Source organism: Stenotrophomonas sp. GD04024 (assembly GCF_029837545.1).
GTDB lineage: Bacteria > Pseudomonadota > Gammaproteobacteria > Xanthomonadales > Xanthomonadaceae > Stenotrophomonas > Stenotrophomonas forensis.
The window spans coordinates 20,325-37,368 of the sequence record NZ_JAOEDV010000029.1; the positions used below are offsets into that span (position 1 = coordinate 20,325).

General features: G+C 56.9%; 14 protein-coding genes. 6 read left to right on the forward strand and 8 right to left on the reverse strand.

Features of this window, described 5'->3' with window-relative positions:
* Positions 1–5: 5 nt before the first annotated feature.
* From N7590_RS11440 to N7590_RS11465, 6 genes are all read left to right on the forward strand, one after another.
* Positions 6–701: a hypothetical protein gene (locus N7590_RS11440; RefSeq protein WP_049446210.1), complete on the forward strand. Its 696-nt coding sequence runs from the start codon at positions 6–8 to the stop codon at positions 699–701.
* Positions 679–1,644 carry a glycosyltransferase family 2 protein gene (locus N7590_RS11445; RefSeq protein WP_049446212.1) on the forward strand — a complete coding sequence of 322 codons (966 nt, stop codon included), beginning with the start codon at positions 679–681 and terminating at the stop codon, positions 1,642–1,644. Before N7590_RS11440 ends, N7590_RS11445 begins: the two co-directional genes overlap by 23 nt.
* The gene (locus N7590_RS11450; RefSeq protein ID WP_049459259.1) at positions 1,641–2,063 is read left to right on the forward strand and encodes a GtrA family protein; all 423 of its coding nucleotides are present in this window, start codon (positions 1,641–1,643) and stop codon (positions 2,061–2,063) included. The genes N7590_RS11445 and N7590_RS11450 overlap by 4 nt, the downstream gene beginning before the upstream one ends.
* Entirely contained in the window at positions 2,060–3,379 is a 1,320-nt protein-coding gene (locus N7590_RS11455; protein ID WP_049446215.1) for an NAD(P)/FAD-dependent oxidoreductase, read from the forward strand. The genes N7590_RS11450 and N7590_RS11455 overlap by 4 nt, the downstream gene beginning before the upstream one ends.
* A gap of 4 nt (positions 3,380–3,383) precedes the next feature.
* A complete protein-coding gene (locus N7590_RS11460; protein WP_164241833.1) occupies positions 3,384–5,348 on the forward strand; it encodes a hypothetical protein in 1,965 nt (654 codons plus the stop codon).
* A gap of 171 nt (positions 5,349–5,519) precedes the next feature.
* Complete coding sequence (locus N7590_RS11465) at positions 5,520–6,257, forward strand: DUF4214 domain-containing protein (RefSeq protein ID WP_053508782.1); 738 nt, start codon at positions 5,520–5,522, stop codon at positions 6,255–6,257.
* Between the two features lie 81 nt (positions 6,258–6,338).
* On the opposite strand, the gene N7590_RS11470 is transcribed toward N7590_RS11465, so the two are convergent.
* From N7590_RS11470 to N7590_RS11505, 8 genes are read right to left on the reverse strand one after another with little or no spacing between them, the layout of a single operon-like run.
* Positions 6,339–8,726, reverse strand: coding sequence for a glycosyltransferase family 4 protein (locus N7590_RS11470; protein WP_164241832.1), 2,388 nt, complete (start codon positions 8,724–8,726; stop codon positions 6,339–6,341).
* 15 nt (positions 8,727–8,741) lie between these two features.
* Positions 8,742–9,779 carry a glycosyltransferase family 4 protein gene (locus N7590_RS11475; protein ID WP_279935521.1) on the reverse strand — a complete coding sequence of 346 codons (1,038 nt, stop codon included), beginning with the start codon at positions 9,777–9,779 and terminating at the stop codon, positions 8,742–8,744.
* A gap of 1 nt (position 9,780) precedes the next feature.
* The gene (gmd, locus tag N7590_RS11480; RefSeq protein WP_049446224.1) at positions 9,781–10,764 is read right to left on the reverse strand and encodes a GDP-mannose 4,6-dehydratase; all 984 of its coding nucleotides are present in this window, start codon (positions 10,762–10,764) and stop codon (positions 9,781–9,783) included.
* Positions 10,764–11,681, reverse strand: a complete 918-nt coding sequence (locus N7590_RS11485; protein ID WP_164241830.1) for a GDP-mannose 4,6-dehydratase — start codon at positions 11,679–11,681, stop codon at positions 10,764–10,766. The genes gmd and N7590_RS11485 overlap by 1 nt, the downstream gene beginning before the upstream one ends.
* Positions 11,678–13,630 carry a methyltransferase domain-containing protein gene (locus N7590_RS11490; protein ID WP_164241829.1) on the reverse strand — a complete coding sequence of 651 codons (1,953 nt, stop codon included), beginning with the start codon at positions 13,628–13,630 and terminating at the stop codon, positions 11,678–11,680. Before N7590_RS11490 ends, N7590_RS11485 begins: the two co-directional genes overlap by 4 nt.
* Before the next feature lie 19 nt (positions 13,631–13,649).
* Entirely contained in the window at positions 13,650–14,888 is a 1,239-nt protein-coding gene (locus N7590_RS11495) for an ABC transporter ATP-binding protein (RefSeq protein WP_049459265.1), read from the reverse strand.
* Complete coding sequence (locus tag N7590_RS11500; RefSeq protein WP_049446229.1) at positions 14,885–15,679, reverse strand: ABC transporter permease; 795 nt, start codon at positions 15,677–15,679, stop codon at positions 14,885–14,887. Before N7590_RS11500 ends, N7590_RS11495 begins: the two co-directional genes overlap by 4 nt.
* Positions 15,672–17,015: a glycosyltransferase family 4 protein gene (locus tag N7590_RS11505; protein WP_049459270.1), complete on the reverse strand. Its 1,344-nt coding sequence runs from the start codon at positions 17,013–17,015 to the stop codon at positions 15,672–15,674. Before N7590_RS11505 ends, N7590_RS11500 begins: the two co-directional genes overlap by 8 nt.
* Positions 17,016–17,044: the final 29 nt, after the last annotated feature.

Genomic DNA, 17,044 nt, shown 5'->3' on the forward strand with positions numbered 1-17,044 from the left:
TGGGCATGATCGTGGGTAACGGGCTGCTTGCCTCCGCATTCAGCCCTGAATGGGTAAGCACCCATAACGCTGTGTTGTTTGCTTCCGGCGTATCGAATTCCCATGAGTCGCAGCCGGAAGCATTCCAGCGTGAGGCGGATCTACTATCAAGCCATCTGGAACGTTGCTCTGGCGCCTTTATCTATTTCAGCACCTGCAGCATTTCCGACCCGGACAGAGCAGCAAGCTTCTATGCAAAGCACAAGCTCGCCATGGAACGACGTGTCGCCCAGCACCCGGAGCACTTGATTCTTAGACTCCCTCAAGTAGTTGGACGAACATCCAATCCCAACACACTGACAAATTTTCTGGTTGACAAACTGAAATCAGGCCAGGTGATTCCGATATGGACGCATGCCCTGCGTTGCCTCGTTGATGTCGAGCATGTGGCCGCCGTGACAAAATCATTGATAGTCAGCGGATCAGAGCATCGCACGTACGAAATCGCGCCACCTGAGACGATCACCATGAGCCTCCTTGTTGATCTCCTGGAGGAGCTCCTTGGCGTACAAGCCCTCCGCTCCAACGTTGAAAAAGGCGGTGGCGCCATTCCAGATCCATCACTGATGCAGGAACTGGCTCCCAAACTGGGGATTGATATCAATCCCGGCTACATCATTCGACTACTGCAGAAGTACTATGGCCCCCGATCCGACTCTTGAACTCTCGGTCGTCATCCCCGTTTACCGTAGCGAGACGATCCTGCCTGCATTGGCGGCGAAGCTGGGCCAAACGTTACCTCTCAGTTTCGGCGACTCGTTTGAGGTGATACTCGTCAATGACTGCAGCCCTGATCGTTCATGGGATGTCATCGTCGAACTGGCACGCGAGCGCCCTTGGCTCAAGGCTGTAAACCTCAGAAAGAATGCTGGTCAGCACAATGCCATCATGGCAGGGCTGAGGCTGGCGCATGGCAAGAAAATCGTTACGATGGACGATGATCTTCAGCACTCGCCTGACGATCTGCCCGCCCTGCTTGCCGCGCTCGGAGAGGACCAAGACGTCTGCTATGCGGGATTCCACAACAAGCGCCATGCGTTGTGGAAACGGGCCGGCAGTTCATTCAATGACATCATGGCAACCCTGCTGCTGGGCAAGCCGAAAGGACTTTACCTGTCGCCGTTCAAGGCAATGGTCTCCGGCGTTCGCGACGAGGTAGTCAAGTTCACAGGTCCACACGTCTATCTGGATGGCCTGATCCTGTCCACGACAAGTCGCATCACCAGCATCACGATCGACCACCACGCTCGCGCCGACGGCCAGTCGGGATACAGTCTGCGCAAGTCGATTTCACTCTGGCTGAAGATGGCAACCAGCTTTTCCATCCTTCCGCTGCGGGTGGCATCCATGCTGGGACTTGCATTCTCGGCGCTGGGATTCCTGCTCGCCATTGCCTTCGTCATCCAAAAGTTCACTGTTGACACGATGCCAATTGGTTGGTCGTCTCTTATCGTCTCAGCATTGATCATTGGTGGCGTGCAGCTGCTCGCCGTCGGCATGATAGGAGAATACGTGGGACGCGTGCTTCTACATGTAAATGGTCGCCCGCAGACTGTCATCGAGTCGACTCGAAACATCAGCCTGTCATCGGGAGAGGATCGATGATTTCCATCCGTGCACTGGCCTCCGACCCGCGCCTGAAGCAGTTCATCATCTACGCCATCTGTGGCGGCACCGGTGTCACACTGGATCTGACGACCTACACAACGCTGATCTATTTCGGCTGGAATTATCAACTCGCCAATGCAATCGGCTACGCCGCAGGAACGCTGGTGAGCTTCCTGCTGAACCGCCACTTCACATTCAAGACCTATGACCAGACGCTCCGACGCTTGGCATTGTTCTTCGGCACCGCGCTGCTTGGGTACCTGATATCCAGCGCATTGCTTTACTTGCTGGTTGCAGTACTCCAATTGTCGCCACTTGTTTCCAAGCTGGTGACGCTGGCCGTCGTTCTCATTCTGCAGTTCTCGCTTAACCGCGCGGTCACCTTCCGCGCCTCAACGGACCCTTCCAAACCATGAGCAGCAACTATCACACCGCAATCGTTGGCGGCGGTTTCGCCGGCCTGACGGCAGCATACGAACTGGCGAAGGCTGGGAAGCGCGTCATTGTCCTGGAGCGTGATAACGAGCTCGGCGGGCTTGCAGGCGGCTTCAAGGTAGGGAATGAAGTCCTTGAGAAGTTCTATCATCACTGGTTCAACAACGACGTCGAAATTTTCAAGCTGATTGAAGAGCTGGGAGAGAACGACAACATTCTGCTGCGCCCCACGCGCACCGGCATGTACTTTTCCAACCAGTTCTTCCGGCTCAGTACACCTATGGACCTGCTCCGCTTCAAGGCGCTGCCGTTCATCGACCGGATCCGTCTTGGCGTCGCGGTGCTCCGTGCTAAATCGATCAAGGATTGGCGCCAGCTCGAGGGTCTCAGCGCGAAGGAGTGGTTGATCGACCTGTGTGGCCAGAAAGCCTATGACGTTGTATGGGACCCACTCCTGGTCGGAAAGTTCGGCGATGTTGCCGAAGACGTTTCGGCCGTATGGTTCTGGAAGAAGCTTGTGCTCCGAGGAGGCAGTCGCAGCAGCTCCGGGGATGAGGTCCTGGCCTACTACAAGGGCGGCTTCGCCGAATTGGCCAATCGACTGGGCGAAGCAATCATCAAGCTCGGAGGCGAGATCCGCCTCAACAGCGGCGCAACTGCAGTAACGTCTGACGAGGGGCACGCTACCGGCGTCCAGGTCGGAAGCGAGTTCATATCTGCGGACAACGTGCTTCTCTCCACAGCACTGCCGATCTCCGCAGGCCTTCTGGAGGGCGTCGCCGATGACGACTATCTACAGAAGCTCCGGCGCATCCGTTACCTGGCCAATGTCTGCATGGTTCTGAGCCTCGATCGTAGCCTGTCCGATACTTACTGGCTCAACGTCAACGACCCCGGGTTCCCTTACGTGGGGGTCATCGAACACACCAACTTCGAGCCACCGAGCTCCTATGGCGGTCGTCACATCGTTTACCTCTCCAAGTACCTGCCGCCGCATCACCCGATGTACACCATGAGTGATGCCGAACTGGTGGAGTTCTCCATCCCGCACCTGCAGAAGATGTTCCCGGAATTTGATCGCAGCTGGATTCAGGATCTGCATGTATGGCGCGCGGATTACGCACAGCCCATTGCAGAGAAGCACTACTCAAAGTTGATCCCTGGCCGCTGCACCCCGATCAGCAATGTATTCGTGACGAGCATGGCGCAGGTTTATCCAGAAGATCGCGGAACCAATTACGCAGTCCGTGAAGGGCGCGAGGTCTGCGCTCAGATCCTCAAGACGGGCAGGAACTGAACCAATGCTCGCAGTATCGGCCCGCAACGGGAGCGCGCATTGGCGCTCCCTCTTCGTGACGTTGGGGGGATGGCTTGCCATCTCGATCGTGACACTGTGGCTGCTGCTGCAGGTGCCAGCCGTGCGGACGGGAGATGGCTCTGAGTACTACGCGATGGAGGTGGCGCTTAGTGCCAGCAAGCATCCGTATCTGACCGAAGCCGACTGGAACGCGTACGACACGCTCTATCTCAGCGGCACCATCGAGTCCATGGTGCCCACCGACACGCTGAAGCAGTCGTTCCCTGCCTTGGTCAAGGACGGGCAATGGGATTTCAATCATTTCTGGATGTATCCCCTGCTCGCATCGATCGTTGCCGAGCCGGTGAGACTCATGGGATATGCGGTTTCGCACAACGCATCATTCCTGATGCTGCACGCGATGATGTTCAGCTCCCTGCTGCTGTTGGCATTCAGAACATATGGTGCCCGCGGCGTAGCTGCCGTAATGATCCTGACGCTTGCGTCTCCCATCTTCTGGTTTGTCAACAAAGTCCACACCGAGTTCTTTACCTTCTGTCTAGGTTGCGGAGCAGTACTGCTTACCGGGCGCCGTCAACCCGGCTGGGCCGCTGTGTGCCTAGCACTGGCATCCACGCAGAACATCAGCCTGGCAGCCCCAGCGGGTGTACTGGTTCTCGCCGATTTCCTGATGAAATGGCGTGCATCGTCCATCCCCCAGGCACTACGGGGGATGATGCCGCCTGCCGTACTGAGCTGCTGCCTGGTCTTGCTCCACCCGATCTACTACTTCATCCGACACGGTGCAATCACACCGCAATTGATTGCCGGTGGAGCATCAACAGATTCGGCAGGAATCATCAGGGGAACGGTATTTCTGTTTGATCCGGATGTGGGCCTGTTCCCCAATTGGCCCCTCGGTGCACTGCTCGTGCTCGCGTTCCTGCTCGTTCGTCGCGCACGCACCGATTACCGTGCCCCATTGATGATGACGCTTGTCATCAGCTATCTGGCCTTCAACCTGTATGCGCAGTCAGCTACAGAGAACGTCAATGCCGGAGCTACAGTCGATGTCGCGCGCTATGGCCTTTGGTATCTGTGCCTGTTCATTCCAGGGATCATTGCCCTGATAGATGCATTGATGGCAAGCCGACACCCTCGATCATTGGTCGCCATGGCAACCATCGGCCTCGCCTTGTACATTCCCTACAACATTTACACATACAATCCTTGGCGTTACGAGGACACAGGCACTCCGACGCGTGCCTCGCGGTTTGTTCAAGGCACGCTGCCTTGGGCATACGATCCGTTGCCGGAGATTTTCTTCGAGCGCTACTCCACTCGCGGCGAGACTGACACGCCGTTCTCGAGCGTTGTGGTCGGGGCCAACTGCAGAAAGCTGCTGGTGACCCGCAAGGACGATGAAGACCTTCAGGTACTGGGACGCGAACGTTGCGCGATGAGTGACGCCGTAATTCGGGCACTGGCTGAACCTGTTCTTCCAACAGGAAGCAGAGGGGTACGCTACATGGAGTTGACTCCAACCCAGATTGAAGAAGCTGCCCAGCCTATCCAACGTGGCGTCCATAGTGTTGCCGAGGTTGAGGGCGTCTTTCTTTCTGGCTGGGCTGCACCCGAGGCCTGGGGGCGCTGGAGTTCAGCGCCCTCCGCCAGCCTGAGAATGAAGCTCCCCGACAACGCGAAGCTCCTTGTACTTCGGACGGAGGCCTTCGTCAACGAACGCCATCCTTCGCTGAAGGTTACTGCGGTCGTGAACGGTGTGGCTGTAGAGACGTACAGTTTTGAGGCAACGCGACCAACACGAACGGTGGCGCTTTCCATACCATCGAACAGCTCAACGCTCGATGTTCAGTTCTTGATCGACTCACCGATCTCGCCGAAGGCATTGGGCATGTCCGAGGATGTGCGCGATCTCGGCATCTCGGTCAGTGCAATCGAGGTTCGATAGCACCCAGGCTCGCTGAAAGGCTTGGAGGACGGCGCCGGATGTCGGCGCCCCATGCACAGAATTCCAACGGCTTCTGCGGCATAGTGGCGGCATCACAAGCAAGCGCTCTGTCGTGTATGCCTGCGATGGCGGGCATACACCCTGCTCTTCCCTGAAGGAGAGGCCCCTAGCATGTCCAACCCTAGTGTGAGCATTGATCCGGCAGCATTTCCCAGACAGCTGAACATTGGATGCGGCTTCGACAAGCGCGCCGATTTTCTGAACGTGGACCTGAATGATTTCCACGCCCCGGACCTGGTCAGTGACGCCTCGCGTCTTCCAATGCTGCCATCCCAGTACTACGTGCACATCCTGGCCAATGACGTCCTTGAGCACATTCCTAGAGCCAAGTGCCTCAGTACATTGAAGGAATGGAATCGACTGTTGGGAGTTGGAGGCACATTGCATATCCAGATCCCCAACATCGTCGGCGCATGCGCCTTGATCTCTTCCAACGACGCGCGTGATCCTGCCTACCACGACAGCATCGTCGCCTGTTTGTTCGGCACTCAGGGCTATACCGGGGACTACCATTTCAACAGCTTCACGCCAGAGTCCGCGCGCTGGTGGCTCAGCCGTGCCGGATTCGACGTAGTTGCGCTTAGCGAGCGCGACACATGGCTGCTTGAGATCGACGCCATCAAGACATTCCACGTCGAACCCGAGTACTGGATCGAGGATGGAGATGACAACGCCTTTGTGACGGCCATGTACGAAAAACTGCTCGCTCGGGCTCCAGACCCAGCTGGGCTGGAGTACTTCCTAGGCCGACTAAGTAACGGATGCGAGCGGGAGACCGCCATTGCCATCATGAGGCAATCGAATGAAGCTGAAGCTTTGCATGCCCAGATCAATGGTGACCGCCTGTAGGTCTTCGGTAGCGGCGCCAACACTGAAAGGATGACTTGGAGTAAACGATTCCGTTTACTCCAAGCAGTTGCAGGATGCCGCTCAGATGTACTTGATCACACGACTTGCAACAACATCCCACGAGAACTCCCGCTCCACCAAGGAACGCCCATGGCGCACCCTGGTTTCGACATCCTCGCCACTTGCATTGAGCAGACTGCGTACAACCTGCGACAGGTCTTCCCCGTCATAGATCCACGCCTCAGCACTGCTGACGCCAGTGCCTCTCGCACCAAATGCACTGGTTACCACCGGTGCGCCCGAGGCCATATAGTCGAGTAATTTCAGGTTGCTACCGCCACCCGATACCATTGGGTTGACCGCGAACGTTGCCGCACCGAGCAGCGCATCTTTCTCGTCGTCCGTGACCATACCAAGGAAATGAACATTCTCCGGAAGCACTCGATCCTTGAATGCGCCGGATGCACTACCAATGATGCAGAAATCCACATGCTTGAGTTCCTCAGCATGCCGGATCAGAACGTCCACGGCTTCGAGATTCGGACCGTGCCAACTGGCAAGCATCATCGCTACTGGACGATGCAATCCAAAGCGCGCAGCAAGCAGCTTTCGCGCCTCCTGATCACGGAAAGCAACTGAATCCAGATCAACACCGTTGACAGCAATGATGAAACGATCAGCGGCCACTTCGTGCCGCTCACCCAAGGCTCGCGCATCAGCGTCAGATACAGCAACGATCTTTGACGCCGTTTTGCACAACCAACCTTCGAGCTCATCAATCGCGGCGACCACAGAGTTCGCGCCTGGCGTATCCCCGTACATCCCCCGCTTCATCGGCGCCTCGTGATTATGTGCCTCGTACCATACAGTCGGGAGTTCTACGTCGCGGACCACTGCTGCCGCATATGGGTGCGAGGCAACCAGCAGGGCAGCATCTGGCAGCAGTGAAAGCAGGATTCTTCGATACTCGGGAGTCAGGTCTGGTCGCATCGCGAACGCAACGTCGGATGCAGGCTGCCATCCAAGGCTTTGCGAAACCACACGCTCGTGATCCTGCTGTTCCTGCGTTACTGGCACAACGATCTCACGCAGGCCGGGTGCGATCTCCCGATCAAGCATGGCGTCGGATGCACTGGTCAGCGCGAGGATAATGACATCGTGATGCCTCGCGATTCTTCTCCAAAGGTGGAATATACGCGCCTGACCACCACCGCGTGGCGGAAACACCGGGAAGGAGCTGAGGACGACAATTCGCTTTCTCACGCGAGCCGATCTGCTCCCGGCGACAAAGCTATTGGCTTGAGTCGACGTAACTGGGCCGAGCAGGACAGATGCAACGTTTGGCCAGTTTGCGACCCCAGCGATACGATCCCGCGCAACCCGTCCCATCTCGGCGGTGCGATTCTTGTCGAGCGCCGCCTTGTTGAACGCAGCGGAAAGCGATGATGGCGTCGGCTCACAGATCCAACCTGTTACGCCATCCTCGACGAACTCAGTCGGACCGCCCGAGTCACGGGTCGTGATCACTGGCTTGCCCGACGACATTGCCTCAAGGGTGATCAGACCGAGATCTTCATCCTGCGGCACAAATGCCACACAGAGCGCATTCCTGTAGTAGTCCGCGAGGTGTTCATCGCCCACATAGCCGACGAACTCAATTCGCGCATCTTCACCCGCGAGCTGTTTCAGAACCGAAAGCTGCGGACCAGTACCTGCAATGAGCAACCTTGTCTCGCCCTTGGTCTGCCGCATGGCCTGCACCAGTAGATCGATTCGCTTTGGTGCATCCAGCCGACTGACCGTAAAGATGTAGTCCTGCGGGTCAGGTGACTTGGGAACCAGGCCGCTGGGAGGCACGGCGACATGAACTTGAGCTTCTGCGGGGAAGTACGACTTCCGCTTCGCCACAGTTGCAGAGATAGCGCTGAACACCGAGACGTCACGCATGGCAATGGCATCAAGCCGGTGGACTACGCTACGTACAAGAGGACTGGGCAAGGCTGTCCACGCCGAATTCCCGCCCTCCCGCAGAACCTTCTGCGCAGCATCGAAAATCGCAGGAAGATCGTACCTGTCGAAATGCTTTCTATTGACGATACTCCACAGCTTCTCAACCTCAGCCGGCGCACCTGCTGGAAGTGAAAGCCCCATCTGCTGCTCCGGATACGTGTCATACAATCCGCGCAGACAATGTGCCATGTAGATACGATGATCCGGGTGTCGGACCATCCAAGCCGGATACTTGACGCTGATGATTGAATCGAAATGCGTCAGATCCAGGAGCGAGAACCTCTCATAACTGGTCATCAGCGATTCGAAGTCGTACTCGGGGCTGGGGACCTTGATCAGTTCAACGTGGACATCTCCAGCTCCATTGAGGTAACCGGCGAGAGACCAAGTCAGGTTCTCGATTCCACCGTTAACGAACGGAACAGGACTGGGGGAGACTATCGCTATCGTCTTCTTCATGATTCGCCAGGTTCTTCAGTCAAGCAGTGTCGAAATTACGTTGTCCCAACTCACATTCAACGCAGCATAGCGGTCAAAACCGGAAGCTCCGTGCTCAACCGCAAGTGTTTTATTGGCATACGCCTCAATGGCTTCGGAAACTGCTTCGGCGGTGGGATCCAACACCCGTCCATTCAAGCCGTCCTCCACAAACTCGAGAACGCCTCCTGAGTCCTTGCAGGTAATTACCGGCTTGGCAGACAGCATTGCTTCAAGCGTGATGTAACCGTAGTCCTCGCGATAGGGCGCGAAAAACACCGCGCGTGCATTGGCATAGTAGGCACGCATTTCCTCATCCGTGACCGCACCAACCAATGCGACCCTATCCTGCAGCCCGAGTTCGGCGATCCGCCTGCGAAGATCACCCTCTGCCCCTCCTGTCCCTGCGATGATCGCCCGAAGCGGCGACCTCACCTTGGCCATGGCATTCACAAGCAGCATTTGCCGCTTGAGCGGCTCCAGACGGGATGGTGCGAATATGTAGGGCAGCGAAGGACCGGTGTGCAGCAACTCCGCATTCTTCGGTGGGTGATAGATGGGGCTGGAGCTGACACCGTTGAATCGCTCCAAACGCTCACTTACCGTCTCGGCAATTGTGTAGCGCCTGGAGATGGCACCGAGATGCCGGGTGTCAAACTCATGAACCAGGCCCTTTACTCTCAGCTCATCAGGAGATGCATTTGCGCCAGGACCGTACTCGGTATCCCAGAGCTCATAGCAAGCGCGATGCTGATGCAGCAACCAGAGTCGTGCGTCTGGATGCGCAGCGCCATAGCACGGAAACTTCAGGTGGATGACCTTGTCCACCTGACCTGCGCAGAAACTGGACAAATCCTGTGCAGCCCACCAGTTCATCGATGCTTCCACACTTGAAGGAGGCGAAAACCTGAACGGATTGGTCAACAGATCGACTCTGTATCCGCGCAATGCGATTTGATCCCTCAGATTTTCCGCGAGGATTTCGCCGCCTCCGCGAATGAACGGAACCTGCACCGATGTAATGAGCACACCCATTTTATCGAGTTCCGCCGTCCCTGACGCGCCGCAGATCGGCGTCGACCATCATGCAGATCAGTTCCTGCAATGAGGTCTTCGGCGACCAGCCCAGCTTCTCTTTGGCCTTGTCCGGATTTCCCAACAGCACATCGACTTCCGCAGGGCGGAAGAACTTCTCGTCAATTACGAGGTGATCCTCGGCCTGCAGACCCACATGTTCGAAAGCAATCCGGCACATCTCGCGCACCGTGGTGGTCATGCCGGTTGCGACGACATAATCGTCTCCCTTTGGCTGCTGCGTCATCAGCCACATTGCTTCGACGTAGTCGCCGGCAAAGCCCCAGTCACGCTTGGCATCAATGTTGCCCAAACGCAGCTCCTTCTGCTTGCCAAGCTTGATCCTGGCAACAGCGTCGGTGACCTTGCGGGTTACGAACTCGATGCCGCGCAGCGGTGATTCATGGTTGAAAAGGATACCGCTGGAAGCATGCAGGCCGAAGCTCTCGCGATAGTTCACCGTTGCCCAATGCGCCATGAGCTTGGCGACACCGTAAGGACTACGCGGATAGAACGGCGTCGTCTCGCTCTGCTTCTCGGCCTGAATCAGGCCAAACATCTCACTGGTTGATGCTTGGTAGAAGTGAGCTTCCGGATTGACGATGCGCACAGCCTCCAGAACATTCAGCGCGCCGACACCATCGACCTGGGCAGTCAGGATAGGCTGCTGCCAGGACGAACCGACAAAGCTCTGGGCAGCCAGGTTGTAGACCTCGGCTGCGCCTGAACTCTGCATCGCACGGATCATCGACGAAAGATCGGTGAGGTCGCCGTCGTGAAGCACGACGTCGGAGGCGATACCGAGTTCACGCAAGCGCCAAAGCGTATCGGTACTGCGGCGCGCCAGCACGCCGTGCACGTTGTATCCCTTGGAAAGGAGCAACTGCGACAGGTAGGCGCCATCCTGGCCGGTGATCCCGGTGATAAGAGCATTCTTATGGGTCATTATTTTGTCCTTACGTCCATTAGTATCTGTTCAAGTGTCGTCTCTACCGGGATCCTGGGCATCCAGCCGGTATGTATCCTTAGCAACTCCGGAGACGACCACATCCGTCGCTGCTCCGAGGGCCGCATCCTCTTTGGGTCCTGCCGCACTTCGGCAACTACACCTGCCTGTGCCAGCAGTATCTCCAGCAATGATCTGACCGTGCGCTCCCGCCCCGACCCGACCACATACGTTGCCCCAGAACGCCCCGCGGACAACATTGCCGCATAGGCCGCCACCACGTCCCGGACATCGGTGAAGTCGCGGGTGACATCAATATCCCCGGCCTCGATCACGGCGCTTCGCTCTCCGTCTCTGATCTCCACGACCTGACGTGCGAGCGAAGGGACAACGAAGCTCGCAGATTGTCCGGGGCCGATGTGATTGAAGGGACGCGCAATCATAACGTCCAGCCCCTCGGTACGGTGCCATTGCAGACACAATTGCTCAGCGGAAATCTTGCTGACGCCGTAGGGGCTTCGCGGGTGCGGGATTGTCCTTTCGTCTACCGGCAAATCCACCTCGGCAACCTGCCCATAGACATCGCCAGAACTGACGTAGACCATCCGGCCATTGAATGCTGCGGCCCTCAGCGCAAGCAACAGATTGAGGGTGCCTAGCAGGTTGATCTCTATGGTTTCTGCAGGATCATCGAACGATCGTGGAACGAAGCTCTGCCCAGCAAGATGCAGCACGAGATCCGGCTTGAGCTCCAGCACTGCGGCTGCAACCGAAGCGGCATCTCGAAGATCGACCGAGCGCGGCAAGGCCTGAACGACGACGTCGCCAAAGACTCCCTGCGCAGCGGCAGTGATCACGTGCCCCCCGACAAACCCAGAGCTTCCTGTCACCAGAAGTCGTTTGATGGATGAGGTCATATCGCAGCCTTCCGACCGACAATCGCGTAGTCGGCAGGAAACGATACTTGCTTGAGCAGGAAATTGACGACATTGCTGGTGGCATCGTCGCCTTCAAGGGGAGTGGGCACGTCCATCTCACGTCCGTACGTGAGACGCTCGATTCTGGCCTCTTGGAATCCTCGCTGCTTGACAAGCCAGGCGAGGCTCGCCGGAGGAATCGGATTCCGGTGCGTAGGATCAAGATAGAACCAATGCGCGCCTACCATCAGGTTCTCCGGATTGGGCGTCTCCAGGATCAGACTACCCCCCGGCCTCAGTACCCGCAGGGATTCATCAATCAAGGCGATTGCAACTTCATAGGGCAGATGCTCGACCAAGTGCATGGACGTGACAGCCCCAATTGAACCGTCGGGAATCTCACGAAGGAGCGCAATGGCGTCGCCCTGTGCTACGTCGAGACCAAGCGATCTGCAATGTTCAACGAAGCTCTTGTTGAGATCGATGCCGCGACCTACCCACTGGTTCTCACGGACCAGCTCAAGCCATTCGCCTCGCCCACAACCAATATCGAGGATGGGGCCATCACTGGAACCTGCGCCACACTCCTTCATCCAGGCGTTGTAGGGCTCGACCTTGCGAAGAAGGCTCTCACGGCTTCCGCGGAACGCGTCTTCGAACGCAGCATATACTTGATCTGATATCCCTGCGGAAAGCTGTTCCGGGCTGGTCGACAGCTCCTGGCTGGCTCGGGCTTCGCTCTGCTGACCGATCACCTGCAGCGCTCGGGCCATCTCACCTAGACGCGCGGCCACCGAGTCATACAACTGCTCCACCTCGCCGGTGCGCTTTTCCAGAAGACCATGGGAATGCTCCGCGTTGGCATGCTGTCCTTTGATGAGCTGCTGCCCCTGCTCCAGTTCCACAAGCCGACCGGATGCCAGCTCATGCAATGCATTCGCCTCGGCAACGTGCCCATTGATCAGGTCAAGCGAGAGCTCCGCCTCGACGAGGCGCCCGATCACCAGCTCATGTTCCTGATGTGCCTCAGCAAGACGAACACTCATCAGGCCCTGCGAACGTTCCAGCTCGGAAACCCGCCCAAGCACCAGATCATGCAACCGATGTGCCTCAACAAGACGCACATTCAACAGATCCTGAGAGCGCTCCATCTCGGCAACGCGCCCGCTCAGCAGATCATACGCACGCTTCAATCCTGCATGGGTAGCCTCGAGACGAATGTACTCGTCTCTTGAAACGTGGTCATTCTCAAGGCTGTCTGTCCTGCTTGAAAGCGTACTGGTCTGTCCGGAAGCATCGTCAAGCGTGCGCAGGCGCGCGCTGATATCAGCGAGCTCCCGCTGCATCTGTATGGATTCGAGAGCGCGTGCATTGTCGTGCATGCGGAGCTGGAATTTGATCCGGGAGATTCCCAACAACGCGTGCGACCAACGGACCACTGGGCCGACGATGCGCCGCCGGCTGACCCGGCCAATCTGATACGGCAGCCACAAGCCACGGATCGGCACATTGTGGCTTCGTCCCTCCGCTGACCAGCGAAGTACGCCAAGAATATCAACCTTGGACAGCGTCCCGGCTCGCAGCAACCCGAGGTAGTACTTCTCTCCACCTGGATCAGGCGCACGCCCAAGCGCTGCCATGTAGGCTGCATGAATAAACTCTACATCATAGAACGAGTAGATCTCGGCTGCAGAGTAGCTTTCCTTGCGAGGAAGGGTCCGGATTCGCTGCTCTGCAGCAACCTTGGCAACCGCATGGCGGCGCCGATCAAAACTGAGCTTACGAGCCGGCGAAGGCGCGGCCGTCGAGATGCGAGCGATAATCTCCTCGATCGTCATGCTCTCAGGCACATCTTCTTCGGTGACAGCTCGCCCGGGCACAGCGACTTCCATGCGTATCGCATTCATGAGCCGGACGGGATCAAGGGGCTGGTTCTCAGTGTCAGTCATGTAAAAAGCTTCTCCACCATCAACGCTGTAGCGTCAACTGTTTGGTGATCGTAATTGCAGGCGGGATCCAAGCACTTCCAACGAAGGTCGGTCGATCGGCATTGGCCACGGTGAACACCATTGCCAGATCACGCCACTGGTAGTTCTTGACCAGGTGCGTTTCGGTACTCGACAGCGCTACAGATATCGAGTAGGAGCCAGTTCCCAGCCCTGCATTGAAGGCAACATCAAAAGCGACGCGCTCCCCCTTTCGAAGGTTCGCGAGGGGTTGTTCAGTGTAATGAGTATTCGTTCCAAAAATCGCCTGTCCCAAGCGATCCCGGATCATGTATCCGAAAACGAGCTGATCAATGTCTTCATTGATGACAACCTCGGCACGAAGTACCACCTCCTGCCCTACCAGCACATACTCAATCGCTCTACCGGTTTCGTCCAGCAGTTTCAATTCCTCGATCACGGCCTCACCTGTCCCGGACTCTGTCACAACGCGCCCCTCCGCATTGGACTCAGAGCGGACGGTGCTGTTCTCCTTTTCGGCGATCAAGGCGTTGTAGTAATCGAAAACCTGCTGAGGCTCACCGTCGAGCACAAGCTTTCCTTGATCGAGCAGCACAGCACGATCGCAAAGTGACTGGACAGCAGTGGGATCATGGGAAACGAACAGCAGCGTCGTTCCAGCCTCACGGAACTCCCGGATCCGCTGGAAGCACTTATGAATGAAGTACGCATCGCCGACAGAAAGCGCTTCGTCAACGATAAGCATATCCGGACGAAAGGCCGTGGCTACACTGAATGCCACGCGCATCTGCATACCACTGGAGTAGGTTCGTACCGGTTCATCAAAGTAGGATCCGATCTCGGCGAATTCCTCGATCGCCGGGAGGGCCCTTTCGATCTCATCAATCGGATACCCCATGAGCCCAGCCGCATGCCTGGCATTCTGGCGACCAGTCAATTCGACATTGAACCCCATGCCAAGCTCAAGAATCGCGGCCACCCTACCCTGAAGATGAATCGCCCCCTCGGTAGGACGAGTCGTACCGGTAATCATTTTCAGAAGGGTGCTCTTACCCGCGCCGTTCTGACCGATGATCCCAACCGCCTCTCCTGGGCCTACCGAGAAACCGATATCCCGTAGAACCCAATGCTCGGATCTGGCCAGGGTAGGAAAACCGAACCACGAAAGCACGCGGGCCCATTCTGAACCCCACTCGCGATATGCCTTGCCTACCTTTTCAACCTTCAGCTGCCCACTCATAGCGAATCCACCATTTCAGCACTGGCACGACGGAAAACAGCGAGTGCGACGCAGGCGACGGCTACCGTTGCAAGAACGAGTCCAGCCAGGTCCCCCCAAAGCGGCGGCCTATTGAATACAAGAACGTTCTGGTAACTGGTAACCAACGGGTATAGCGGGTTGAACTTGAAAAGATCCCGATAGCGATCTGGCAGGATCGCAACACTATAGACAATCGGCGTGAGCCAGAAGAACGCCTGCAGAAAAACGGGGACAATCTGCCCTATATCACGCATGAAGACATTCATCACGCCCAACAGCATGCCCACTGCCATGGAAAGACTCACTGTAATGAGAATCAGCACTGGCAACCACCAGGCTTGCGAACCAGGCATGTGACCCAGGCACAGGAAGACTCCGAATATTGCCGCCATCAACAATAGATTGTTGACCAGCATTGACCCGCCAGCAATTATGGGCAGGCAGATTCTTGGAAACGCCATTTTGCGCAGAAGATTTCCATTATCCACAAACAAGCTGGTGAACTTCCCAAGTGTTTCCGAGAAGAGCGTCCAGCACAGTATTCCTGAAAGCAGATACAGCGCATATGCAAACTTGTTGTCCACGCCAGGAAGCTTGGCCGCCAGCACTTCGCTAAGTATCAAGGCAAAGATGAGCACTTGGACCAAAGGATGAATGATCATCCAAAGCCCTCCCAGCTTACTGCGAACAAAGCGCAGCCGGAGTTCGTTCTTTATCGACGACGCGATGAAGTAGCGATACGCCCAAATAGCCGCAAATGTTTCACGCATTGCCACAACCTCCGTCAGGCTTCTCTTTTCCAGACATTACTTCCGCGATCCTCGCGTTGATCAGGGACGCACACCGCTGCGGCGATAGAACGTGATGAACCTTGGCAGATCCCGCCTTCGCGAGTTCATGACGAAGGTCTGGATCATCCATCAATCGGCGCATATGACGCGCCGCGTCCCGTACATCAGCAGTTGCCCACCGATCGCCAGCCTCATGTGGATATTCTCCCTCGCCCACCATCTCCAACCTGTAGTCGACAAGCGCTGCAGATCCAGCGTCCATGAACTCCATGTTGCCCGACCATCCAGTTGCCATGACAGGCTTGCCAAGCCACATCGACTCAGCCATGCCAAGTCCGAATCCTTCTGCCCGGTGCAAGGAGACATAGACGTCGCAACAGCGTTGCAGTGCGCCAACATGCGCGCCATCAATCAGATCGTCGCGGACCAGGATGCGAGGATCGGACCGGGCCTGATCCAGGAATCGCTGGAAGGCCTCCACATGCCGATGCCCATTGATGGTCTTAAGAAGAAGTCGTACTGATGGATCATCAGGGAAGGCCAGTTTGAAAGCATCGATAGCTGCCTGCGGGTTCTTGCGTGCAATCCAGGAGTTGAAATCGAAGGTGCAAAGGAAGATGAACGAATCTTCTTCGAGGCCGAAGTCCGCGCGAGTGAGCTCACTTGTTCTTGGACCGCCAACCGGTAACGGCACGCAAAGCACCGGCTTGGACGTTACACGTCTGAACGCGCCCGCAACGAACTCCGATGCAACAAGAATCTCGTCGACCCGCTCGATCACAGGCAGCCAACTGGAGGGAATGGTCTCAAGCTCCCAGAACCAGCAAGCGATGAGGTGCTTGTGCTTGAGTCGCTCCGGACCAATCTTCTGGAGGGCCTCCTCGAAGTAGTCCGGGTTCACGAAAATAAGGCTCACGGGATAGGGCGCCACCTCTCCAAGCTGCTGCTGGAGGCTGTCGTCTTGCCATCCATGAGGCAGATCGAGCTCGAGATCGACCAGAGCCACAGGCGTTCCCGCCTCCATCAGTGCCCGAGCATAGTATCGAGCACTTTCCGCCAGACCGAACTGCCCACGAAGATAGCCGAACACATTGATGCCCGCGCGCTCTCCATGCCGGCTTTCGCCGGGCAAATTCTGCAATCCAACTGGCGGCAACTCCACTTTCCAGTTTGGCGTCCGGACAAACCGCGTGTTCTCGCTGGCCTTCAGCGCAGCTCGATGCATGGCGTTCAAGCGGACAGATCTGGGCAGCAATAGGCGTGCCAGCCCTCGCACCATCGGCCGTTGGTAGATCCACATCAGCACCTTGAGCATTGTCATGGACTCAGGTGCCTCTCGAATCT